Annotated in this window: 21 protein-coding genes; 10 read left to right on the forward strand and 11 right to left on the reverse strand. The window is 71.1% G+C overall.

What is annotated here, in order from left to right; all coding sequences use genetic code 11:
• Positions 1 to 17 precede the first annotated feature (17 nt).
• From ACPXBU_RS09160 to ACPXBU_RS09170, 3 genes are all read right to left on the reverse strand, one after another.
• Positions 18 to 1,478 carry an aminotransferase class V-fold PLP-dependent enzyme gene (locus ACPXBU_RS09160; RefSeq protein ID WP_425757714.1) on the reverse strand — a complete coding sequence of 487 codons (1,461 nt, stop codon included), beginning with the start codon at positions 1,476 to 1,478 and terminating at the stop codon, positions 18 to 20.
• Positions 1,468 to 3,243 carry an ATP-binding cassette domain-containing protein gene (locus tag ACPXBU_RS09165; RefSeq protein ID WP_425757715.1) on the reverse strand — a complete coding sequence of 592 codons (1,776 nt, stop codon included), beginning with the start codon at positions 3,241 to 3,243 and terminating at the stop codon, positions 1,468 to 1,470. The genes ACPXBU_RS09160 and ACPXBU_RS09165 overlap by 11 nt, the downstream gene beginning before the upstream one ends.
• A gap of 111 nt (positions 3,244 to 3,354) precedes the next feature.
• Positions 3,355 to 3,975 (reverse strand): TetR family transcriptional regulator C-terminal domain-containing protein, encoded by a 621-nt coding sequence (locus ACPXBU_RS09170; protein ID WP_393367336.1) that lies wholly within the window; start codon positions 3,973 to 3,975, stop codon positions 3,355 to 3,357.
• Between the two features lie 68 nt (positions 3,976 to 4,043).
• Here ACPXBU_RS09170 and ACPXBU_RS09175 point away from each other — a divergent pair, with 68 nt between their 5' ends.
• Both ACPXBU_RS09175 and ACPXBU_RS09180 read left to right on the forward strand, forming a co-directional pair.
• Complete coding sequence (locus ACPXBU_RS09175; RefSeq protein ID WP_425757716.1) at positions 4,044 to 4,760, forward strand: SDR family NAD(P)-dependent oxidoreductase; 717 nt, start codon at positions 4,044 to 4,046, stop codon at positions 4,758 to 4,760.
• Positions 4,761 to 4,790: 30 nt separating this feature from the next.
• Complete coding sequence (locus ACPXBU_RS09180) at positions 4,791 to 5,021, forward strand: tautomerase family protein (RefSeq protein WP_393367338.1); 231 nt, start codon at positions 4,791 to 4,793, stop codon at positions 5,019 to 5,021.
• 82 nt (positions 5,022 to 5,103) lie between these two features.
• Here ACPXBU_RS09180 and ACPXBU_RS09185 read toward each other — a convergent pair whose 3' ends face one another.
• Together ACPXBU_RS09185 and ACPXBU_RS09190 are read right to left on the reverse strand one after the other, a co-directional pair.
• Entirely contained in the window at positions 5,104 to 5,949 is an 846-nt protein-coding gene (locus ACPXBU_RS09185; protein WP_425757717.1) for an alpha/beta fold hydrolase, read from the reverse strand.
• The gene (locus ACPXBU_RS09190) at positions 5,946 to 6,530 is read right to left on the reverse strand and encodes a TetR/AcrR family transcriptional regulator (protein ID WP_425757718.1); all 585 of its coding nucleotides are present in this window, start codon (positions 6,528 to 6,530) and stop codon (positions 5,946 to 5,948) included. Before ACPXBU_RS09190 ends, ACPXBU_RS09185 begins: the two co-directional genes overlap by 4 nt.
• Before the next feature lie 136 nt (positions 6,531 to 6,666).
• Here ACPXBU_RS09190 and ACPXBU_RS09195 point away from each other — a divergent pair, with 136 nt between their 5' ends.
• From ACPXBU_RS09195 to ACPXBU_RS09215, 5 genes are all read left to right on the forward strand, one after another.
• Complete coding sequence (locus ACPXBU_RS09195) at positions 6,667 to 7,845, forward strand: alcohol dehydrogenase catalytic domain-containing protein (RefSeq protein WP_425757719.1); 1,179 nt, start codon at positions 6,667 to 6,669, stop codon at positions 7,843 to 7,845.
• A 544-nt stretch (positions 7,846 to 8,389) separates the two neighbouring features.
• Positions 8,390 to 9,937 (forward strand): multiple monosaccharide ABC transporter ATP-binding protein, encoded by a 1,548-nt coding sequence (gene mmsA / locus ACPXBU_RS09200; RefSeq protein WP_393367342.1) that lies wholly within the window; start codon positions 8,390 to 8,392, stop codon positions 9,935 to 9,937.
• Positions 9,934 to 11,223, forward strand: coding sequence for a multiple monosaccharide ABC transporter permease (gene mmsB / locus ACPXBU_RS09205; RefSeq protein WP_425757720.1), 1,290 nt, complete (start codon positions 9,934 to 9,936; stop codon positions 11,221 to 11,223). Before mmsA ends, mmsB begins: the two co-directional genes overlap by 4 nt.
• A gap of 52 nt (positions 11,224 to 11,275) precedes the next feature.
• Complete coding sequence (locus ACPXBU_RS09210; RefSeq protein ID WP_425757721.1) at positions 11,276 to 12,379, forward strand: substrate-binding domain-containing protein; 1,104 nt, start codon at positions 11,276 to 11,278, stop codon at positions 12,377 to 12,379.
• Positions 12,380 to 12,491: 112 nt separating this feature from the next.
• Positions 12,492 to 13,748 (forward strand): ROK family transcriptional regulator, encoded by a 1,257-nt coding sequence (locus ACPXBU_RS09215; protein WP_425757722.1) that lies wholly within the window; start codon positions 12,492 to 12,494, stop codon positions 13,746 to 13,748.
• Positions 13,749 to 13,751: 3 nt separating this feature from the next.
• Here ACPXBU_RS09215 and ACPXBU_RS09220 read toward each other — a convergent pair whose 3' ends face one another.
• Positions 13,752 to 14,096, reverse strand: coding sequence for a hypothetical protein (locus ACPXBU_RS09220; protein ID WP_425757723.1), 345 nt, complete (start codon positions 14,094 to 14,096; stop codon positions 13,752 to 13,754).
• An 89-nt stretch (positions 14,097 to 14,185) separates the two neighbouring features.
• Here ACPXBU_RS09220 and ACPXBU_RS09225 point away from each other — a divergent pair, with 89 nt between their 5' ends.
• Together ACPXBU_RS09225 and ACPXBU_RS09230 are read left to right on the forward strand one after the other, a co-directional pair.
• Positions 14,186 to 15,157: an ATP-binding cassette domain-containing protein gene (locus ACPXBU_RS09225; RefSeq protein WP_425757724.1), complete on the forward strand. Its 972-nt coding sequence runs from the start codon at positions 14,186 to 14,188 to the stop codon at positions 15,155 to 15,157.
• A complete protein-coding gene (locus ACPXBU_RS09230; protein ID WP_425757725.1) occupies positions 15,154 to 15,984 on the forward strand; it encodes an ABC transporter permease in 831 nt (276 codons plus the stop codon). Before ACPXBU_RS09225 ends, ACPXBU_RS09230 begins: the two co-directional genes overlap by 4 nt.
• Before the next feature lie 55 nt (positions 15,985 to 16,039).
• Here the strand turns inward: ACPXBU_RS09230 and ACPXBU_RS09235 are convergent, their stop codons facing one another.
• The 3 genes from ACPXBU_RS09235 to ACPXBU_RS09245 all read right to left on the reverse strand — a co-directional run bounded on the left by ACPXBU_RS09235 (position 16,040) and on the right by ACPXBU_RS09245 (position 18,413).
• Complete coding sequence (locus tag ACPXBU_RS09235) at positions 16,040 to 17,029, reverse strand: ABC transporter permease (RefSeq protein WP_425757726.1); 990 nt, start codon at positions 17,027 to 17,029, stop codon at positions 16,040 to 16,042.
• Positions 17,026 to 17,916, reverse strand: coding sequence for an ABC transporter ATP-binding protein (locus ACPXBU_RS09240; protein ID WP_425757727.1), 891 nt, complete (start codon positions 17,914 to 17,916; stop codon positions 17,026 to 17,028). Before ACPXBU_RS09240 ends, ACPXBU_RS09235 begins: the two co-directional genes overlap by 4 nt.
• 89 nt (positions 17,917 to 18,005) lie before the next feature.
• Positions 18,006 to 18,413: a GntR family transcriptional regulator gene (locus tag ACPXBU_RS09245; protein WP_425757728.1), complete on the reverse strand. Its 408-nt coding sequence runs from the start codon at positions 18,411 to 18,413 to the stop codon at positions 18,006 to 18,008.
• Positions 18,414 to 18,617: 204 nt separating this feature from the next.
• Between ACPXBU_RS09245 and ACPXBU_RS09250 the strand changes: the two genes are divergently transcribed.
• Complete coding sequence (locus tag ACPXBU_RS09250; protein ID WP_425757729.1) at positions 18,618 to 19,886, forward strand: Nramp family divalent metal transporter; 1,269 nt, start codon at positions 18,618 to 18,620, stop codon at positions 19,884 to 19,886.
• Positions 19,887 to 19,949: 63 nt separating this feature from the next.
• Here the strand turns inward: ACPXBU_RS09250 and ACPXBU_RS09255 are convergent, their stop codons facing one another.
• Together ACPXBU_RS09255 and ACPXBU_RS09260 are read right to left on the reverse strand one after the other, a co-directional pair.
• Positions 19,950 to 20,222 (reverse strand): hypothetical protein, encoded by a 273-nt coding sequence (locus ACPXBU_RS09255; protein ID WP_425757730.1) that lies wholly within the window; start codon positions 20,220 to 20,222, stop codon positions 19,950 to 19,952.
• A gap of 82 nt (positions 20,223 to 20,304) precedes the next feature.
• On the reverse strand, positions 20,305 to 22,602 hold the full coding sequence (locus tag ACPXBU_RS09260; RefSeq protein WP_425757731.1) for a M64 family metallopeptidase: 2,298 nt from the start codon (positions 22,600 to 22,602) through the stop codon (positions 20,305 to 20,307).
• Positions 22,603 to 22,618: the final 16 nt, after the last annotated feature.

The raw sequence follows: 22,618 nt of genomic DNA on the forward strand, positions 1-22,618 counted from the left end.
GCGCCTGCGCGTCCGGGTCAACACCGCAACCGCGGTGGCAGCGGTGCCTCGACGCCGACACCACGGTCCAGGTAGGTCGACTGGACGAAGTCGACGATGCGTTCCGCGTCGGTCGCGGTGGACGCCAGCCCGAACGAGACACGGACCGCGCCACCAGTCGGTAGGCGCAGCTCGGCAAGGTAGCTGTCGATCGTGTCGACCCGCGCCAACAGCCGCCGCCGCAGCGAGTCCCGGCTGATGCCGAACGCGCCCTCACCCGCGCCCGGGTTGCAGAAGCAGCCGGTCCGCAGGGCGAAGCCGGCCGCCGCCGACTCCCGCGCCACAAGCCGCTCGTCGACCAGGACGCCGTCCGGGTCGCGGAGGTTGAACGTCACCGTGCCGCCGCGGTCCGCGCCCGTCGTCGGCCCGTACACCTGCACCAGGGGTTGGCCGCTGGCGTGCCGCAGCGTGGTCAGCCGCGCCAGCAGCCACTCGCTGAGCAGGCCGACCCGGGTGTGCACGAGGTCCACGCCGATCGAGTCCAGCCACCGCAGCCCGAACTCCACGTCCGGGATGCTCAGGAAGTTGAGCGTGCCGTCCTCGAACGCCGACTCGTCGTCCATCGACCGGTGCCAGTCACCCTGCACGCTTACCGCCCGGATCGTGCCGCCGGCGAACCACGGACGGCGCAGCCGGGCCAGCGCGTCGCGGCGGGCCAGCAACGCGCCGACCCCGGTCGGGTAGCCGAAGAGCTTGTACCAGCTCAGACACACGAACTCCGGCCGGACGACGCTGAGGTCCAGCCGATTCGTCGGCGCGAAGCCGGCAGCGTCGAGCAACACGTCGTAGCCGTGCTGGTGGGCCAGCTCCACCCAGCCCAGCGGGTGCTGCACACCGGAGAAGTTGCTCTGCGCCGGATAGGCGAACAGGCCGCGCCGACCTCGACCCCGACCCCACCGCCCGCCGCGGCTGGCGTCGAGCACCGTGGTCAGATCCGACTCCGCGACCCGCAGCTCCGGCCCGCTCAGCGGCACGTAGCGCACGGCCGCGCCGGCCGCCCGGGCGTACTCGCGGATGCCGTTCACCGAGTTGTGGTTGTCCCAGGTCAGCGCCAGCGGAGCGCCCCGGCCGAAGTCGTACGCCTCGCCGACCAGCCGGCAGGCGCCGCTGGCGTTCGGGGTGAAGACCACCGCGTACTCGGACGGGTCCGCGCGGAAGAAGTCGAGCACCGCGCGTCGTGCCGACTCCACCAGGGAACCGGCCGCCGCGCTGCTGGGGTTCTCCGAGTGCGGGTTGCCGTACAGGCCGGCCAGCAGCCGGTCGTGATGTTCGCGTACCTGGGCATGTGCCGCGACGCCGGCGCCGGCGTAGTCGAGGTACACCTGCCCGGCGGTGTCCAGGTGCCGGTATTCGGTGGCGCGCAACTCGTCGATCCGGCCGGTGGCGGCGTAGCCCGGCAGCGCGGTGGGGGAGGCGTGCGGGATCGGCTCAGGAGGCACGACGGGAGTCCCGTCGGGCCAGCACCGCCCAGGCGGCGCCGAGGAAGAGCACCGTGAAACCGCCGAGCACCAGCCAGTTCACCCAGACCGGCCGGGAGAAGCTGTCACCGTACGTGGCCAGCAGCGGCGGGCCGAGCGGGGAACCGCCGTCGCGCCAGAGTCGTTCCACCCCCGCGGTGTGCCCCAGACCCTCGAACGCCCAGCGGTTCGACATCGCGAAGCTGAGCCACTGACCGCCGACGGCCATGGCCGGCACCGGCAGGATCGCACCGACGAAGAGCACCTGCGGAAAGCAGAGCATCGGCAGCATGAGCGTCGCCTGGGCCGCGTCGGAGACCGCAGCCGAGCACAGCAGGCCGAGGGTGAGCGCCGCCGCCGAGGAGAGCAGCAGGGTCGCGTACAGGGCCGCGAAGTCCCTGCCGTCGACAGGCGGCAGCCGGTCGATCCCGCGCAACACCCCGAGCAGGGCCAGGTCCACCAGGGCCAACAGCGGCAGCAGCACCGCGACCTTGCCCAGCAGGTACGGCAGTAGCCGGACACCCGCCAGCCGCTCCCGGCGCAGGATCGCCAGCTCGGTGCAGATCTGCAGCAACCCGTAGGTCAGCCCGAAGAAGAAGCCGCCGAACGCGATCCAGAACAGGATCATCACGGTCACTGTCGGGCTCGGCCGGGTGGGCTCGAACGCCCCGGGTCGGAACAGCAGCGCGAACATGCCGAGCACCATCAGCGGTGAGCCGAGCAGGATCGCCAGGGTCAGCCGATTGCGGACGACGATCTCCGCGTTGCGCGCGGTGAGGACGGCCCACTGGCGCAGCCGGCCGACCCGCCGGGGCGGCGTCGGGGCGATGTCACTGTCGTCGCCGGCGCGGCGCCGCCACTCGGCGTCGCGGTGCTCGGCGTCGCTCTGGGCTGCCTCGGTCTGGGCGGCGTCGCGGTGCTCGGCGTCGCTCTGGGCGGCGTCGCGGTGCTCGGCGTCGCTCTGGGCGGCGAAGCGGTCGGGCCACTCGGCCGGGTGCGCCGCCTCGTCGAGCCGCAGGTGGACCTCGGCGAGGGACCGCAGGCCGAAGAACTCCCGGGCGGCGGCGGGTGTGCCGGTGAACGCCAGACGACCCTGTCGGGTCAGCACGACGACCCGGTCGCAGCGGTCCACGTCGGTGATCTGGTGGGTGGTGAGCACGACAGTGGTCCCGGAGTCGGCGAGCGTACGCAGCACCCGGAGCAGCTCCACGGCGATCGCCGGGTCCAGACCCGAGGTGGGCTCGTCGAGGAAGAACACGCCGGGCCGGGTGAGCAGCTCGACGGCGATGCTGGCGCGTTTGCGCTCACCACCGCTGAGCAGGCCAACCGGGGTGGCGGCCCGTTCGGTGAGGCGCAGTTCGGCGAGCACCTCCTCGACCCGGCGGGTGGCCTCGGTCGGCCCGGTGCCGGGTGCCAGGCGTAACCGGGCGGCGTGGCGCAGGGTGCGGGACAGTGGCAGCTCGCGGTGGATGATGTCGTCCTGCGGGACGAAACCGATCGCGCCCGCCGGGGCGGCGCCGTCGTAGGTCACGGCGCCCGCCGTCGGTCGCCGGACACCGGCCAGCAGCTCCAGCAGGCTGGTCTTGCCGGCGCCGCTGGCGCCGATGATCGCGACCAGTTCACCGGGTGCGATGGCCAGCGAGATGTCGGCGAGGATCTGGCGAGGACCGCGGACGCTCTGGCCCAGGGCACTGGCGACGATGCCGACGCCGGCACGTGGCGGAGAGGTGGTCTGCTCGGTCGTCATGTCGGCTGCCCGATCGGGTCGGTGGTGGTCCGCCTGAACATCGTGCCCCGCCGATGGTACTGAGCGACCGCGCAGCGCGCCCGGAGTGGACGGTCAACGACAGTCGTCCGTTCAGCCGGTGGTGGTCCGCGCCTCCGCCGGTACCTGGAGGAGATCGAGGCAGTTGCGCCACAACGTTTCCAGCTGGGTCGGATCGTTGAGCAACTTCGCGAACAGGACCCGCCCCTCGATCTGCGCGACGATCGATCGGGCTGCTTCCCGGCTGTCGACCTCGGGGCCCGCCAGGCCACTCTCCTTCGCCTCGACGACGACCTGCTCGATGAGGCTGATCTGCTCCTCGAAGATCTCCTGGAGCCGACCGCGGATCTCCTCGGCCTGGTTGCTGAGTTCGAGGGCGAGGTTGCCAAACAGGCAACCGGCAACGACTCCGGCCTTCTGCTGACCGACGCGCTGGACCTCCTCGGTGGCCTCGAACAGGTCCCGAAGCCGCTGTAGCGGGTCGCGCTCGCTGCCGAGCACCTCTTCCCACTGGCGGCGCTGGGTGACCCAGTGCCCGTCGATGACGGTGCGGGCGAGCGCCTGCTTGGACTCGAAGAAGTAGTAGAAGCTGCCCTTCGGCACTCCCGCCGCCGTGCAGATCTCGGCCACCCCGAGCGCCGTGTAGCCGCGCTGCTCGATAAGCGCGGCAGCCGCGTCGAGGATCTTGTTCCGCGCGTCACTTGTGCGTCCCATGCCTCGACGATACACGACCGGTCGGCTAGCTTTTAGTAGACCAGTCGTCTAGTGAAGGTGGTTTCCTCATGAACAGCAGTCCGGGACAGAAGGTCGTCGTGATCACCGGGGCCTCCCAGGGCATCGGCGCCGACCTCGTGGACGCCTACCGCAAGCTCGGGTACGGCGTCGTGGCGACATCACGCTCGATCGGCGCGTCCACCGACCCGGAGGTCGTCACGGTTCGGGGCGACATCGCCGAGGCCGACACCGCGCAGCGGGTGGTCAGTGCCGCCCTGGACCGGTTCGGGCGGATCGACACCCTGGTGAACAACGCCGGCATCTTCGTCGCCAAGCCGTTCACCGACTACACCGACGAGGAGTTCGACCAGGTCACCGGGGTCAACCTCGCCGGGTTCTTCCACCTCACCCGACGCGTCCTGCCGCACCTGCTGGCCGGGGGCACGGGGCACATCGTCAGCATCACGACCAGCTTCGTCGACCAGCCCAGCTCGCACGTTCCGTCGGTGCTCGCCTCGCTGACCAAGGGCGGCCTCAGCTCGGCCACCAAGTCCCTGGCCATCGAGTACGCGGCTCGTGGCGTACGGGTCAACGCCGTCGCGCCCGGCATCATCAAGACCCCGATGCACCCGGTGGAGACGCACCAGACGCTCGCCGGTCTGCACCCGGTCGGCCGGATGGGCGAGACGAGCGATGTGGTCGACGCCGTTCTCTACCTGGAGTCCGCTCCCTTCGTCACCGGCGAGATCCTGCACGTCGACGGCGGCCAGAACGCCGGTCACTGACGCCACCCACACCGCAGAAAGGAGCAGACGATGCCGATCGTGACCATCCAGATCACCCGCGAGGGCAGCACCGCGGGCGCGCCCGCGGCGACCGCCGAGGAGAAGGCCGCCCTCATCAAGGGCGTGAGCGAGTTGCTGCGCGACGTCCTGAACAAGCCGCTGACGTCGACATTCGTGGTGATCGACGAGGTCGACACCGACAACTGGGGTCGCGGCGGCCTCCCGGTGCAACAGTTCCGCGAACAGCAGGTGCCCGAGTAGGCCGGGGGCGTCCGCCGATGCGACGGGCAGGATCCGCGCCTGTGGTGCGGGCTCCTGCCCCGGCGACGTCAGCGGGTGGCGGTCACCGTCCCGGTCGGGCCGCCGATGCCTCGGCGAAGAACTGCCGTAGGGCGTCCGCGACCAGGGTGGGCGCGGTCATGGTGACGAAGTGCGACTGGCCCGGCCAGACGACGTAGCGGGCTGCCGGAATCGTCCTGGCGAGAGTGTCCATCGTGGTGGGCATCGGCTCCCAGGTGTCCGCGCCCGCCAACAGGAGAGTCGGCACGGCGATCGCCGACCACCGCGCGATGTCGGTGCTGTCCTGCGCGAGGGCCTCGAGATCGTGCAGCCAGCCGATCGCCGAGCGGCGCGCTTCGACCGGGTCGGGTACCCGATCGGCCGCGCCGGCGGCGATCGCGGCGACGATCTCGGCCGGGACCCGCGTCACGTCGTTCAGAGCCGCTGCCATCGCGGCGGCGTCGTCGCGCTCGAAGGCGGCACGGTACCGGTCGAGCAGCGGCGCGATCTCCGCCCCGGCCGCGAAGAGCGGTGGTTCGAAGATGGCCAGGGAGCGGACGTCGCGCGGATCGGCCAGGGCGGTGTGCAGCGCCAGCGTCGCTCCGTAGGACGCGCCGACGAGATGGACCGGTCGGTTCGAGGACTGGCGGGCCGCCTCGATGACGGCGAGCAGGTCGGCGGTCTCGTCGCGGAAGGATTTGGTGCCGGCCGGGACGTCGCTGGGGCCGTAGCCGCGCCGCGCCGGCAGCCACACCTCGTGGTCGTCGGCGAGGTGCTCCGCCACGGTGGCCCAGGAGTGCAGCCCGCCACCCGAGCCGTGCACCAGGATGACGGGGTCTCCGACGCCCAGGCGTCGCACCACCAGGCGGGTGCCGTCGGCCGACTCGACCGACTGGTCACGACTGTTCACTGCTGCTCCCGTTTCTCGGTTGGCCAGTTGCTCAAGGTGGTGTGGACCGCGTCGAGGATCGAGTGCCAGGACGCGTCGACGGCGCGGGGATGCCCGAAACCGTCGACGGTTTCGAGACTCGCGAAGCCGTGCAGGGTGCTGCGGACGAATCGCATTGCGTCGGTGAGCGCCGGCTCGTCGAGCCCGTAGCCGCGCAGCATCGCGTAGCTCAGCTCGATCAGGCGCAGATGCCCGGCCGAACTGGTGCCGACCTCGGGCGGAAGCGGGAGCTGCGTCGCGGCGTACTGCCCCGGGTGCGCCACGGCGAACGCGCGCCAGGCGTCGGCGAACCCGACGAGAGCCCGGTGGCCCGCTCGCCCGGCCACGGCGATCGCGAGCTGGTCGGCGAACGCGGCCGCCGCCCGGACCGCGACGTGCTCGATGAGGGCGTCCCGACTGCGGACGTGCACGTACAGCGCGGCGTCCGAGACGCCGAAGTGCCGGGCGACGGCCGCGACGGTCAGCCGGGACAGACCGACCACGTCCGCCAGTTCGGCCGCAGCGGCCGAAACGCGCGCGCTGGTCAGACCCTGCCGTGGCATCGCGCACCTTTGTCTCGCTAGGAAGAAACTTAGGAGCCCTAAGATAGCACCGCCGTCCGCCTGGTTGTCCGGCCCCGGCATGACCGGCCCGGTTGGGGGAAGACCGGCTCTTTCGCCGCCGAACAGGAGACCCGGGATGCGAGCCGTCGTCTACGCCGACGTCCGGACCGTCGCCGTGCGGGAGGTGCCCGACGCGACGCTGGAGGCGGAGACCGACGCCCTCGTACGCATCACCTCCACCGCGCTGTGTGGCACCGACCTGCACATGTACGACGGACGCACCGGCGCCACCCCCGGGCTGGTGCTCGGCCACGAACCGCTGGGTGTGGTGCGGGAAGTGGGACGGGCGGTGCAGACCGTCCGGCCGGGCACCCGCGTGGTGATTCCCACGCACCTCTTCTGTGGGACGTGTGTGATGTGTGCCCGCGGGCTCTCGGCTGCCTGTCTCCGGGCGCGGGCGGAGGGGCCGGGCGCGGCGTACGGCTACGCCGGGATGGGCCCCTATCGGGGCGCCCAGGCCGACCTGCTGCGCGTGCCGTGGGCCGACGCCAACTGCGTACCCCTGCCCGGTGAGCCGGGGGACGGGTACGAGGACGACTTCGTGCTGCTCGCCGACGCGTTCGTCACGGGGTGGCATGCCGCCGCCACCCTTGCCGGGGTCGAGCCCGGTGACACGGTGGCCGTCTTCGGCGCCGGCACGATCGGGCTGCTCGGCGCCTACGCGGCACTGCTCCGGGGCGCCCGGGTCGTCTACTGCGTCGACGGTGTCGACGCTCGGCTCGACAAGGCGGGGGAGATCGGCGCCGTGCCCGTCGACTTCCGCCGGGGGGATCCGGTCGAGCAGATCCGCGCCGACCGGGCCCGGGTGGGGCTGCCGCTCGGCGAGGAGAAGCTGGGCGGAGTCGACAAGGTGATCGACGCGGTCGGGTTCCAGGCCCGCGACCGGGAGCGCTCCGACCGGGAACGGCCGGACCAGGTCATCGCCGACGCCGCCCGGCTGGTCAACCCCGCCGGCGCGATAGCGGTCGCTGGCGTGTATCCGGAGAAGGACCTGCATCCCGGACCCGGCGCGGACGCCCACGAGGATCTCGTCGCACCGTGGGGGACGCTCTTCGCCAAGGGCGTCGCTGTCCGGTTCGGCCGCACCCACGACCGCCGCTACACCGTGCTGTTACGCGACCTGGTCGTCGCCGGTCGTGCCCGGCCCAGCGTCGTCGTGACCCACCACGGCACCCTGGCCGACGCGCCGGAGCTGTACCGCCGCTTCGACCGCCGGGAGGACGGGGTGATCAAGGCGGTGTTGCGCCCGAGTTGACCTGTCGGCACCGGGGGCGCGGGCGGGCAGACGGTCCCGGATCCGCCCTTAAGGGACGTTAAGGTGCGGACCCGTCTCCTGGTGGCGGGCGTGACGGGGCGATCACCGTCGATCCGACCCTCCGATGGAGGCGTGGGTCACACCCTCGGCCGAGGGTCGCCGGGCCGTCCCGGGTGGGGTGCCGGCGTCGCGCCCCGATCACGATCATTCGATGGTGACCGGGACGCGATGTGGCGCCCCCTGTGTGGCCCGACGAGGATCGTGGCTGGTGGCGGGCCTGTCGGGGATGATGGGAGCCGATCGCGGCGTTGTCTTCCATTTGACAACGTTGCCACCGGCAGGCGAAGGTGCCGGGAGGGGCTGCGGAGGCGGCTGTGACGGGCGAAAAGAGTGCTTCGTCGATATTGCCGGATTGTTACATTTTCAACAGTCCCTCGCCTTGCGGATGGCCCTTCGGCCGCAATACGTTGCCGTCAACAACAAAACCAAGTGAAGGTTCAACCTTCCGGAGGCAACCGATGACGTTGGCGAGGTGGTACGAGCGATGAGCAACGTGCCGACCCTCCTTGAGATGCGCTCCATCACCAAGGAGTTCCCCGGAGTCAAGGCCCTCTCCGACGTCAACCTGGTGGTTCGCGCCGGTGAGATCCATGCCATCTGCGGCGAGAACGGTGCGGGCAAGTCCACGCTGATGAAGGTCCTCAGCGGGGTCTACCCGTACGGCAGCTATGACGGCCAGATCGTCTACCAGGGGTCGGAGAGCAAGTTCTCCGACATCCGGGCCAGCGAGAACGCCGGAATCGTGATCATCCACCAGGAGCTCGCGCTCATTCCCGGCATGTCGATCGCCGAGAACATCTTCCTCGGCAACGAACCGCGCAAGCGGGGCGCGATCGACTGGAAGGCCGCGAACCGGATGGCGCTGGACCTGATGGCCCGGGTCGGTCTCCAGGAGAACCCGGACACCCTGATCAAGGACATCGGTGTCGGCAAGCAGCAGCTCGTGGAGATCGCCAAGGCGTTCGCCAAGGACGTGAAGCTGCTCATCCTGGACGAGCCGACGGCCGCGCTGAACGAGGCGGACTCCCGGCACCTGCTGGACCTGCTGCGCGGCTTCCGCTCCCGCGGCATCACCTCGATCATGATCTCGCACAAGCTGAACGAGATCGAGGCGATCGCCGACCAGATCACCATCCTGCGCGACGGCCGGACCGTGGAGACCCTCGACGTCAAGGCGGACGGGGTCGACGAGGACCGGATCGTGCGGGGCATGGTCGGCCGTGAGCTGAGCAGTCGGTTCCCGGACCACACCCCGAAGATCGGTGACGTCTTCTTCGAGGTGCGCGACTGGAACGTCCGGCACCCGATCTCCGCCGACCGGCAGGTCTGCAAGAACGAGAGCTTCGTGGTGCGCCGCGGCGAGATCGTCGGCTTCGCCGGTCTGATGGGCGCGGGCCGCACGGAACTCGCGATGAGTGTCTTCGGCCGCTCCTACGGGGTGTTCGAGTCGGGCACCATCATCAAGGACGGCAAGGAGATCGTCCTGAAGACGGTCGCGGACGCGATCGACAACGGGCTCGCGTACGTCAGCGAGGACCGCAAGGCGATCGGCCTCAACCTGCTCGACGACATCAAGACGTCGACGGTGGCCGCCAAGTTGTCCAAGATCCGGCACCACGGCGTCCTGAACGAGGTCGAGGAGTACCAGGCGGCCGAGGCGTACCGCAAGGAGTTGCGGACCAAGGCCCCGACTGTCGACGAGGGTGTCTCGAAGCTCTCCGGCGGCAACCAGCAGAAGGTCGTGCTGGCGAAGTGGATGTTCACCGATCCGGACCTGCTGATCCTCGACGAGCCGACGCGCGGCATCGACGTGGGCGCCAAGTACGAGATCTACGGCATCATCCAGCGGCTCGCCGACCAGGGGAAGGGCGTCGTCGTCATCTCCTCGGAGCTGCCTGAGCTGATCGGGCTCTGCGACCGCATCTACACCGTGTTCGAAGGCGCCATCACGGGCGAGATCGCCCGGGCCGACGCCACCCCGGAAAACCTCATGAAGCAGATGACCTCGACGAAGAAGTTGGCCTCCCGATGAGCCGTATCAAGGACCTTCAGAAGAATCTGTTTGGAGGTACGACCTCCAACGCGCGCCAGTTCGGGATGATCTTCACCCTGGTGGCGATCGTCCTGATCTTCCAGATCTGGACCAACGGGCTGACGCTGCGCTCGGACAACCTGATCGCGCTGTTCCAGCAGAACTCGTACATCCTGATCCTGGCCATCGGCATGCTCATGGTGATCGTCGCCGGGCACATCGACCTGTCGGTCGGCTCGGTCGCGGCCTTCACCGGCATCCTGGTCGCCAAGTCGATGACCGAGTGGGACCTGCCGTGGCCCGCCGCCATCGTGTTCGGTCTCGCCATCGGCGCGGTGATCGGCGCATGGCAGGGGTTCTGGGTGGCCTACATCGGGGTGCCGGCGTTCATCGTCACCCTGGCCGGCATGCTGCTCTTCCGCGGCGGCAACCAGTTCATCGGCAACGCGCAGAGCATTCCGGTGCCGGAGGGCTTCCGGGACATCGGCTCCGGGTTCCTGCCCGAGTTCGGCCCGGACACCGGCTACAACAACGCGACGCTGCTGCTCGGCCTGGCCGCCGCGGTGGCGGTGGTGTGGCGCGAGCTTCGGGCCCGTAACACCCGGCGGGCCATGGACGCCGACCCGGCGCCCATGTGGGTCTCGATCCTGCGGATGGCCATCATGGTCGGGGTCATCGCCTTCGCCACCCTGCGCTTCGCCAGCGGTCGCGTCGGCACCAGCTTCCCGATCTCCGGCATCATCCTGCTGGTCCTGGTGATCGCGTACTCCTTCTACACCCGCAACACGGCCGGTGGCCGGCACATCTACGCGGTGGGTGGCAACTCCCGGGCGGCCGAGCTGTCCGGCGTGAAGCTCAAGCGGGTCAACTTCTTCGTCATGATGAACATGTCCGTCCTGGCCGCGCTGGCCGGCATGATCTTCGTGGCCCGTTCGGCGGCCTCCGGCCCGCAGGACGGCAACGGCTGGGAGTTGGACGCCATCGCCGCGGTCTTCATCGGTGGCGCGGCCGTCGCCGGCGGTATCGGCACCATCAGCGGGTCGATCGTCGGTGGTCTCGTCATGGCCGTGCTCAACAACGGCCTCCAGCTCGAGGGCGTGGGCACCGACAAGGTCCAGATCATCAAGGGCCTGGTCCTGCTGCTGGCCGTCGCGGTCGACGTCTACAACAAGAGCCAGGGGCGCTTCTCCATCATCGGGAGCCTGATGCGGCCGTTCCGCCGCGACGACTCCGCCTCACCGCCGAACGCGGAGCGCGAGCCCGCCAAGGCAGCGGTGTCCGGCTGACGGTCACCGACCTCACCACCCTGTTACACATCCAGAAAGGCAAGTCCTCACCATGCGTAAATTCTTCGGCACGTCGGTGGTCGCCATCAGCGCCGCCGCCATGCTGGCCCTCGCTGGCTGCGGCTCCGGCCGTGACGGCGACTCCGACGCCAAGGGCGGCGACGCCAAGGGCTTCGCGGCCAACTCGCTGATCGGCGTGGCCCTGCCGGCCAAGACCTCCGAGAACTGGGTCCTCGCCGGTGACCTGTTCACCAACGGCCTCAAGGAGGCCGGCTTCCAGGGCGACGTGCAGTACGCCGGCGCGTCGACCACCGTCGCCGACCAGCAGGCCCAGATCACCGCCATGGTGACCAAGGGCGCCAAGGTCATCGTCATCGGCGCGACCGACGCCGCGCAGCTGTCGACCCAGGTCGCGGCGGCCCACCAGGCCGGCGTGAAGGTCATCGCGTACGACCGGCTCATCAAGAACACGCCGGACCTCGACTACTACGTCGCGTTCGACAACTTCAAGGTCGGCCAGCTCCAGGGCCAGGCCCTGCTGGACGGCATGAAGGCCAAGAAGCCGAACGGCCCGTACAACATCGAGCTGTTCTCCGGCTCGCCGGACGACAACAACGCCGGTGTCTTCTTCGACGGTGCGATGAGCGTGCTCAAGCCGGAGATCGACAAGGGCAACGTTGTCGTGGCCTCCGGTCAGAAGGAGGTCAAGCAGACCGCCATCCAGGGCTGGAAGGCCGAGGGTGCGCAGGCCCGCATGGACCAGCTGCTGACCTCGACCTACGGCAGCAAGGAGCTGGACGGCGTCCTCTCCCCGAACGACACGCTGGCCCGCGCCATCCTGACCTCGGTCAAGGGCGCTGGCAAGCCGACCCCGATCGTCACCGGCCAGGACTCCGAGGTCGAGTCGGTCAAGTCGATCGTCAAGGGTGAGCAGTACATGACGATCAACAAGGACACCCGCAACCTGGTGAAGGAGACCATCAACATGGTCAAGGCTCTCCAGGCCGGTGACGCCCCGCAGGTGAACGACACCAAGTCCTACAACAACGGCAGCAAGGTCGTCGACACGTACCTGCTCCCGCCGGTCGCCGTCACCAAGGCGAACGCCGCGGAGGCGTACGCCAACGACCCGAAGCTCGCGCCGCTCACCAAGTAATCACCGCACGGTAGGCAGCAACGCCGATGGGTCCCGGGTCTCCTCTACCGGGACCCATCGTCGTCCTTACGCCCCCGCGCCAACCGGCTTCGACCCGGAAGGAGGTCTGACCGTGGCAACACCCGTCCGGTCCAGACCAGCCGGCGTCGGCCGCCCCACCGAACCCCCGCTGCCGTCGGTCCCCGGCGCCAGCCAGGAGGAGATCCGGCGGCAGAATCTCGGCGCCGTGCTGCGCTACGTCCACGTGCACGGGCCGACGTCCCGGGCCGAACTGACAAGCCGGCTCGGCCTCAACCGCAGCACCATCGGCGCCCTCGCGGCCGACCTGGTCGCCAGCGGCCTGGTCACCGAGGAGGCGCCTACCACGGCCCGCCGCGCCGGCCGGCCCTCACTCGTGGTCAGTCCCCGCTCCGACCGGGTCTACGCCCATGCGTTGAGCATCGACGCGGACCGACTACGTGCCGCCCGGGTCGGCCTCGGTGGGCAGATCCTCGATCGGCGGGAGATCCCGCGGCCCAGTGGCCTGTCGGCGGTCGACGCCGTCGGGCCCCTCGCGGACCTGGTCCGGGACATGGAACGGTCGGTGGCCACGGACGCGCTGCTGGTCGGCGGGGCCGCCGCGGTCACCGACACCACCCGTGACCGGGACGGCCGGATCCGGATCGCCAGCATCGACGAGACGCTCGCCGTCGCGCTGGAGGCGGAGTTCAGCGGCGGCCCCGGTTTCGTGGCCGGTGACCTGGCCGACATCGCCGGGCTGGCCGAGCACGTCCGGGGCGTGGCGGTGGGCATCGCCGACGTCATCTACCTGCACGGCGACCTGGGTATCAGCGCCGGCATCATCGTCGGTGGCCGGCTGGTGATGGGCCACCGCGGTCACAGCGGCAAGGTCGGTCACATGGTCGTCAACCCGAACGGCCTGCCCTGCGGCTGCGGCTCACGTGGCTGTTGGGAGACCGAGATCTCCGAAGCCGCGCTGCTGCGACACGCGGGCCGTGATCCGAGCGATCGCGCCGCGGTGGCCGAGGTGCTGCGCGCGGCGGCGGACGGCGACCGAACCGCCCGCGCCGCCGTCGAGCAGGTCGCCGGATGGCTCGGCTTCGGTGTGGCCAATCTGGTGAACGTGGTCAACCCGGATGCCGTGGTGTTCGGCGGTTCGCTTCGCGACATCTTCACCGCCGGAGCGGACGTGGTCCGCGATCGGTTGGACAGCATGCCGCTGCCTGCCTCCCGCGCGCACCTGCGGCTGCGCGCGGCGGCCCTGGGGCGGGACGCCGCCCTGATCGGCGCGGCCGAGCTGGCCTTCGACAAACTCCTCGTCGACCCGCTGAACGTCGGCGTGGCGGGCCAGGTCGGGACCGGCGGGTAGTCGTCAGGGAGTCGGCACCTCCTCCACGACGCTGCTGCCGCTGCCCGGCCGGGACTCCCACGACCAGGTCTCGTGCAGCCGGACCCGGCCGTCGGGCAGCACCGACACGTCGGAGACGCAGTGCCCCGAGGACGTCTGGCCGTCGGCGTTGAGCTGGACGTAGCGGAAGTCCAGCCGGTCACCCGCGCGGGTGCCGACCAGGTGACCGCGCCGGATGGATCCGCCGGCGTACTCGGCCCACACCTCGCCGGTCCGCTCGTGGTACGTGAAGACGGTCTGCGTGCCCACCTCGCCGGCCACCACATCCGCCACGGCCCGGAACCGCCGACCGTCCAAGGAGATCGTCATCCGCCGAACCTAGTCGAAGCATCGCTCCCGTACGCCCTACCGTATGGTGTACGGTAACCGCGCCTGAACGCCTGCGGAAGGGGAGCACTGTGCCGACGAGAGACGACGCGATAGTGGCGGAAGGGCTGCGTAAGCGGTATCGGGACCGCTACGCGCTGGACGGCTTCGACCTGCGGGTGCGGCCGGGGACGGTGTGCGGCCTGCTCGGCCCCAACGGGGCCGGCAAGACCACCTCGGTACGGATCCTGTCCACCCTGCTCCGGCTGGACGAGGGTCGTGCCGAGGTCGCCGGGTTCGACGTGACCCGCCAGCCCGACCAGGTGCGCTACCGCATCGGGCTGGTGGGGCAGCATCCCGCGCTCGACGAGGCACTCAGCGGCCGGCAGAATCTGGTGCTCTTCGGTCGACTGTTCCACCTGGGTCGACGCCGCGCCCGGCAGCGAGCGGTCGAGCTGCTGGACCGCTTCGGTCTCGCCGACGCGGCCGAGCAGCCGGTCAGCACGTACTCGGGGGGCATGCGCCGCCGGCTCGACCTGGCGGCCGGCATGATCCTGGCCCCCGCGGTCCTCTTCCTGGACGAGCCCACCACCGGGCTGGACCCGCGGGGCCGCAACGAGGTGTGGGAGGCGGTCCGGGAGTTGGTGCGCACCGGCACCACAGTGCTGCTCACCACCCAGCACCTGGACGAGGCCGACCAACTCGCCGACCGGATCTCGGTGGTCGAGTCGGGCCGGGTGATCGCCGAGGGCACTCCCGACGACCTCAAGGCCCGCCTCGGCGGCGATCGGATCGAGGTGGTCGTCGCGGCCCCGACCGACCTCGCCGTCGCCGTCGCCGAGGTGCGCCGGGTGGCCGGCGACGAACCGACCGTCGACGTGGACCGGCGGATGGTGAGCGTCCGGGTCGGCCACCGGGCCGGCGCGCTCGTCGACGTGTTGCGGGCGCTGGATGCCGAGGGCATTCCGGTGGCGGACGTCGCGCTGCGCCGTCCCACCCTGGACGACGTGTTCCTGCACCTCACCGGGCACCGCACCCGGGCCGTCGAGGAGGTGGCGGCATGAGTGCGGCGAGCACGCCGGTCCCGGCGGTGGACCTGACGCCCGGTCGGCCCGCCCTCCTGGCCGACAGCGGCACGCTGATCTGGCGTGGCCTGGCCCGGTGGCGATGCGACCCCGGCCCGCTGGTCGCCTCACTCGGCTTCAACATCCTGATCGTGCTGATGTTCGCGTACCTGTTCGGTGGCGCGTTGCAGGTGCCCGGCGGTGGCAGCTACCGGGAGTTCCTGATGCCCGGCATGTACGTGATGACAATGGTGTTCGGCATCAGCCTCACCACGATCGCCGTCGCCGAGGACCTGGAGCGCGGGCTGACCGACCGCCTCCGGTCGATGCCCGTCGCGTCGCTGGCCCCGCTGGCGGCCCGGGCCGTGGCCGACATGTTGTTCGCCCTGGTCACCCTCGGGGTCCTGCTGCTGACCGGGCTCGCGATCGGGTGGCGGGCGGACGGCGGGGCCGGTGCCACGCTCGGGGCGGTGGGGCTGATTCTGCTGCTGCGCTTCGCCCTGGTCTGGGTCGGCATCTTCCTCGGGTTGGTCACCCGCGGGCAGACGGCCGTGGTGGCCGTGCAGACCCTGGAGTTCCCGCTCGGCTTCCTCTCCAACGCGTTCGTCGCGCCGTCCACCATGCCCGCGTGGCTCGGTGCGGTGGCCGCCTGGAACCCGCTGTCGGCGACCGTCGGCGCCACCCGGGAGCTGTTCGGAAACCCCGGCTGGGGTGGTGACTCCTGGGCGGCGCAGCACTACCCGTTGCTGGCGGTGCTCTGGCCGGTCGTCCTGGTCGCGGTCTTCCTGCCGCTCTCGGTCGCCCGCTACCGGCGACTGGCCGGCTGACCCACTCGACGGGTGATCGCCGAGCCCCCGTGGCCCGGCGATCACCAGTCGTCGACTACGCGATCCGACGCACCCGGCGGATGGCGAGGTAGAGCAGGAGCAGGGCGAGGGCGACGAAGATGCCCGTCTCGATCCCCTGGAACAGCCAGAACCGGTCCGCCGGCTGGTACAGCTGCCAGTTGTACGCGCCCGGCTCAAGTCCCAGTTCCGCACCGCAGACCCGGCCCTCCGGTCCCTTGCCGCCCGGCGGGCACTGGATCCGGCCGCCCTCCGAGATCATCGTGCCGTCGGGGTTCCGGACGCCCTGGGCGAGGACCCAGTCTCCCCGGCTGATCTCCGGTGGCCCTTCCCCCTCGATCGGGAAGGTCTGGGTGCGGGCCGGCTGGTAGTGCCGTCGGACCAGGAGCTCCACCGCCGCCCGGACGCCGATGTAGCCGGCGAGGGTGATGCCCATGGCGGGCAGCATCCGCTTCCAGACGGTGCCCGCGAAGACGCCCAGCGCCACGGCGAACAGGGTGTACCCGATCGGGACGATGCCCTGCAGGTCGAAGACGATCATGCCGAACCGGCCCTCGTGCGCGGCCTGGGTGAGCGGGTCGACCCACCACGACATGCCCAGCCCGTAGACCGTCGCGAGGACCAGGACGGCCGCGCTCACCAGCCCGAACTTCACCAGAGCCCAGCGGGTGCGGCCGACGCCCTGGGTCCAGACGAACCGGTGCGTGCCGTGCTCCACCTCGCGGGCGACCAGCGGGGCACCCCAGAACAGGCCGACCAGCGCCGGCAGGGTGATCAACAGCACGGCCACCAGGGTGAGGCTGCCGTACTGGTTGCCGAAGCGCCGGAAGCCCGCGTCGCAGGCCTCCCGGGTCGCCGCCGCCACGTTGGGGTCCGCGAGCTGGCGTGCGCAGTCCGTCAGCCCGAGGTCGGCGTAGGTGTTCCGCATGGCCAGGCCGATGGGCACCAGCAGGGCGGCGAGCGCCACGAGCCCCAACAGGGTGTAGAGCGCCTGCTTGCGGTGCTGCCGCCAGGTCAACCAGATCATGCTGCCACTCCCCACTCGCTGTGCCGGGTCTGCGTGGTGCCGTCGGCCAGGTAGGCCAGCACGACGTCCTCCAGGGTGACCTCGCGGACCGTCCAGGCCGGGTCGGTGACCGGGCCGTCGGTGCGGACCAGCAGCGTGGACTGCCGATCGGTGTGGCTGGCCCGGACCACGGCGGCGACGCCCCCGATGACGCCGCCGTCGTGCCGGGGGCCGACCAGTTGGCGGTGCCCGGCGACCAGGTCGTCGACCATGCCGGTGAGCTGCACCTGGGCGGAGTTCAGCACGATCAGGTAGTCACAGACCCGTTCCAGGTCGGCCAGCAGGTGCGAGGAGAGCAGGACCGTGGTGCCGGATTCCGCGACGCTGCCCATCAGCGACTGGAGGAACTCCCGCCGGGCCAGGGGGTCGAGGCTGGCCACCGGTTCGTCGAGCAGCAGCAGCCGGGGCTGCTTGGCCAACGCGAGGGCGAGCGCCACCTGCGCCCGTTGACCGCCGGAGAGCTTGCCGACCGGTCGGTCCGGGGGGATGCCGAGCTGGGCCAACCGCTGGCGGGCCAGCGTGGCGTCCCACCGCCTGTTCAGCTTGCCACCGGCGATGACCAGCTCGGCGGCGGTGAAGTCCCGGTAGAGCGGGGTGTCCTGGGCGACGAAACCGATGTCGGCCAGACCGTCCGTGTCGCCGTACGGGGATCTGCCGAAGACCCGGACCGCGCCCGCGTCCGGCTTGAGCAACCCGACGGCCAGGTGCAGCAGCGTGCTCTTGCCCGCGCCGTTCGGCCCGACCAGCGCGGCGATCCGGCCGGCCGGCAGGTGCAGCGAACAGTCCCGCAACGCCCACGTGCTGCCGTACCGCTTGCCCAGCCGGTCGGCCTCCAAGACCATGTCCATCCTCTGTCCTCTCGATCCCGGCTGCGCCCGCGGCTTCGTGGCGGAGCAGCCCTTGGTGCGATGCCTGGTGGTTCGCTCGCCGTACACGCTCAGGCGGGCTCCCTCTGCGGGGCGTCGTCGGCGAGGGTGGCGCGCAGCGTGGTCTCCACCAGGGCGATCACGTCCTCGGCCGAGAGGCCCGCGGCCTGCGCGCGGTGCAACCAGGCGACCAGGTCCTCGCGTAGCTCGGCCTGGTTGGGCAGGGACGCGCCGGCCAGGGTGCGCTGGACGAACGTGCCCACCCCGGGTCGGCCGCCGACCAGACCCTCGATCTCCAACTCCCGGTACGCCTTCAGCACCGTGTTCGGGTTGATCGCCAGTGACTGCGCGACGTCCCGGACCTTCGGCAACTGGTCGCCCGGCGTCAGCAGACCGACGCGCAGCGCCTGCTTCACCTGCTGCACGAGCTGCATGTAGGTGTTCACCTTCGACCGGCTGTCCAACACGAACTCGATCACCCGTGATGATCCTTCCTGTTGTCCTACGACAGTAGGACTAATAGACAGCTTCATCGGTGCCCCCGCCGCTGTCAAGTACGCGGCGCGTCGCGATGCGTCCGGCGCGTCGGGCTGGGTGGCACCGGCGGGCCGGAGGTTGGCCCCAACGGGCCAGTCCAGCGGGAAGGGACCGGCACGGAATTCGTGCCGACGGAGAGGTGTTCGATGGTCACCAACGAGGTGGCGACGTCGAGAGCGACTCCACTACAGGCGGCTCGCGCCCGGGGGCGGGTACGCGGCCGGTTGATCCTGCTCGGCCCGGCGTTCGTCGCCGCCGTCGCCTACGTCGACCCCGGCAACTTCGCCACGAACGCCGCCGCCGGTGCCCGCTACGGCTACCTGCTGGTCTGGGTGGTGGTGGTGGCCAACCTGATGGCGATGCTGGTGCAGACACTCACCGCCAAGCTGGGTCTGGCCACCGGGCGCAGCCTGCCCGAGCTGTGCCGGGAACGGCTGCCCCGGTCGCTGAACCGGCTGATGTGGGTGCAGGCCGAGCTGGTCGCCATGGCCACCGACCTGGCCGAGGTGATCGGTGGCGCGGTCGCCCTCTACCTGCTCTTCGGCATTCCGCTGCTGCCCGGCGGTCTCCTCATCGGCACGGCGGCGTTCGCCGTGCTGGCCCTGCGCTCGCGCGGGTTCCGCGCCTTCGAGATCGCCATCGCCGTACTGCTCGGTGTGATCGTCCTGGCCTTCGCCGCCAACCTGCTCGCGTCCGGCTCCGATCCCGGCTCCGCCCTGGCCGGTCTGGTGCCTCGGCTCCGGGGCACCGACAGCGTGCTGCTGGCCGCCGGCATCCTGGGCGCCACAGTCATGCCGCACGTCATCTACGTGCACTCCGCACTGACCCGGGACCGCATCCCGGCCACCGACGACACCGAGCGCCGGATCCTGTTTCGCGGCCAGCGCGCCGACGTGCTGCTCGCCCTGAGCGCGGCCGGCGCGGTGAACCTCGCCATGCTGCTGATCGCCGCGGCCAGCTTCCGTGGCGGCGGCCCGGGTGGCGCGGACAGCCTGGAGGGTGTGCACGCCGGGCTCGGCCAGACCATCGGCACCGCGGCGGCGTTCGGGTTCGCCGTCGCCCTGTTGGTGTCCGGGCTGGCCTCCACGAGCGTCGGCACCTATGCCGGCGAGGTGATCATGCAGGGCTTCCTGCGGCGGCGGGTCCCGCTGCTGCTGCGCCGGCTGGTCACCCTGCTGCCGGCCCTGGCCGTGCTCGCCATCGGCCTCGACCCCACCCGAGCCCTGGTCCTGTCCCAGGTCATCCTCAGTTTCGGCATCCCGTTCGCGCTGATCCCGGTGGTCGCCTTCACCCGGCGACGCGACCTGATGGGCAACCTGGTCAACCACCCGCTGACCACCGCCGCCGCGTCGCTGGTGGCCGTGCTCGTGGTCGCGCTGAACGCGTTCCTGCTCTGGCAGGTCACCACCGGTTGAGCCGGCGGGGCTGTTGAGCTGGCGGGGCCGATGGGACCGGTGGGGCCGGTGGGACCGGCGTGGTCAGGTGCGCCGGCCCTCGTCGCGGGTCGAGATCTCCTGACGCTGTTCCAGGGCGTCGGCCGGGTTGGCGTCGGCCGGCAGCGACGTCACCTCCTCGAGCGTGCCGCCCGGGAGGGCGCCCTGCTCGGCCAGGTCCGCCTCGGACGCCTCCGGGTCGACGTCACCCGACACCCGGTCCGGCGGCCCGTAGTCGACGGCGTCCTGCCGTTGCTCCTGGGCGTCCGCCTCCGGAGGAGGGAACGTGTCGCCCTGATCATCTGAGTACGTGCTCATCGGAGCCTCCTGCCCGGCGGTTGTCGACATGCCGCCGGGCCGCTGCCTACCCCGCACCGCGACACTCAGGCCTGCCACCCGCTCACGATCCGCTGGCGCGGCAGTGCCCCCCGGTCGCGCCCCGGACCGTCGTCGGGGCGCCGAGATCCACCGGCGCCGGGCCGCCCGTGCAGGTGAGCGCGCCCACCTGACCGCCGGCGAGGATGGGCGCCGACGCGGTGCCGGTCAGCGCCAGCGGACCGGTGACCCGCGCCCCCACCATCGTGACGTGGTCGGTGGTGCCGGTCAGCGCCACCGCGCCGCGTACCTCGGTGTGGAGCAGCTCCACGGCGGCGGCGCGGGAGGAGGTCAGGCTCCCGGCGATGGTGGAGCCCTCGGCGACCAGTGCGGCGCCGGCCGCGACGGTGACCGGACCGGTCACCGTCGCCGTACGCAGGCAGGTGACGCCGGTGGTGACCGCCAGCGGGCCGGTGTGCCGGCCGCTGACCACGCGGGTGCAGGCCGGTGGCGGCGGGATCAGGGTGGCCACGAACGTGTGGGCAGCCCCGATGTTGCCGACCGCGTCGATGCCCCGATAGTCGATGGTGTGCCGGCCGTAACCGGGGGACCGCTCGGCGAACGGGGACACCGACAGGCCGCCCGAGCCGAGGTTGCCGTAGACCAGGCCGTCCACGTCGGTGCCGGTGGCGGTGAACCGGAACGGCGACCGGGCGTCGGTGGGCCAGCCGTAGTAGTTGTGCCACCCGTCGCCGTCGAGCCGGAACTCGGCGGTGACCTGCCCGGTGCCGTCGTCCGTGCCGGTCAACCCCATGGTGAAGGGGCCGTTGTACACGTACTCGGTGGGTCGGCCCGGCCGGGTCGTGGTGAGCAGCGGCTCGGAGAGGGTGGACGCGACGTCGGGTCCGGTCGCGTCGACAGCCCAGGTGCGGGTCACCACCGCGCGGGTCGCCAGGTCGCTGACCCGCGCGGTCAGCCGGTGGGTGCCGCGCGACAGCCGTAGAGCGCCCAGCCGCACATCCCGGTCGCTGCCCGTGTCGGCCACCGGTCGGCCGTCGATCGACCAGCGCACGCGCGGAACCCGGTCGGCCGGCTGGCTGGTGCGCACGTACACGACGTCGCGGGCGCCAACCGGTCGGTCGGTCGCGGTGGAGTCGGTGATCGCCAGCGGCTGCGCCACCGGCGGGGTGCGCACACCGGTGTCCACCGTCCAGGTGCGCGTCTGGGTCAGCGAGGGCGAGCGGCGCACCTCCGGGTCGCGGACGAACTCCGTCGGGTCGGTCACCGTGGCCGTGACGGTGTGCCGGCCGGACTTGAGGCGCAGCGTCCGCAGGTCCAGGTGGCGGGCGTTGCCGGTGCGCGGCACCGCCCGGCCGTCCACCGACCACGTCACCGTCAACGCGTGGCTCACCGGGTGCAGGGTGTCCACCCAGAGCAGCCGGTCCGCGCCGACCGGCTGGTCCGTGGCCGTGCCGCCCTCGACGATGCCCACCCGGCCCGCGATCCGCTCGGTCATCTGCTCCCGGCCGACCTGGTCGAAGTAGAAGCCCAGCGACTTCATCATCGAGTGCCGGCTGGGCCGCCACACCCCGCGCTGGAGGTAGAGGCCCCCCTCGTAGCGGCCGATCGTGCCGCCCGCCTCGCTCGGCTCGCCCAGCCAGCGCCACCACTTGGCGCGGGTGTCGCGCATCTGCCGCTCGGTCAGCACCGTGTGGTGCGCCGAGTCCGGTTCCGGGCCCTCGTACGTGTCGCCGGGCACCCCACGGCCGTAGTAGTCGTACTCGTCCTGCAGGCCACCGAGCGAGTGCCCCAGCTCGTGCGGGCTGATCAGCGCGGAGAGCGCGTTGCCGCCGGAGGCGGTGGCGTTGCTGCCGCCCGCCCCACCGTAGGTGCCGCTGTTGGCCAGGGCGATCAACTGCCGGTTGCCCGGGGTGGTGCCGACGGCCAGATCGGCGTACGCGTTCGCGGCGACGCCGTCGACGGTGAGCAGGCGTTGCACGCTGGCCGGGTTGCAGCCACCCCAGAAGCCCATGTCGAGGACGGTGTCGCGCCGCGGCGCGGACAGGCCGGGGTCGCAGTCCACCCCGGACTCCGGTGAGACGATCTCGATCGCGTAGACGTTGAAATAGCTGCGGTAGGACTTGAACGGCTCGATCGTCCACAGGGTGTTGAGGTGTCGGTCCACGTGTGACCGGAAGGCGGGCAGGTCGGCCTCGGTGTAGCCGTCGCCGAGCAGCACCAGGTTGAACCGTTTCGCCGGATCACCTGTCACCTGGATCGGCACCACAGTGGCGGCGTCCACAGGTGCGGCCGCGGCCGGTGTGGCGACCGCCAGCCCCGCCGCGACGAGCGCCGCGACGCACAACCCCGCTCTGATCCGCACCCCGCGCCCCTTCCGT

The sequence above is a fragment of the Micromonospora sp. DT231 genome (assembly GCF_049847025.1).
Lineage (GTDB): Bacteria > Actinomycetota > Actinomycetes > Mycobacteriales > Micromonosporaceae > Micromonospora.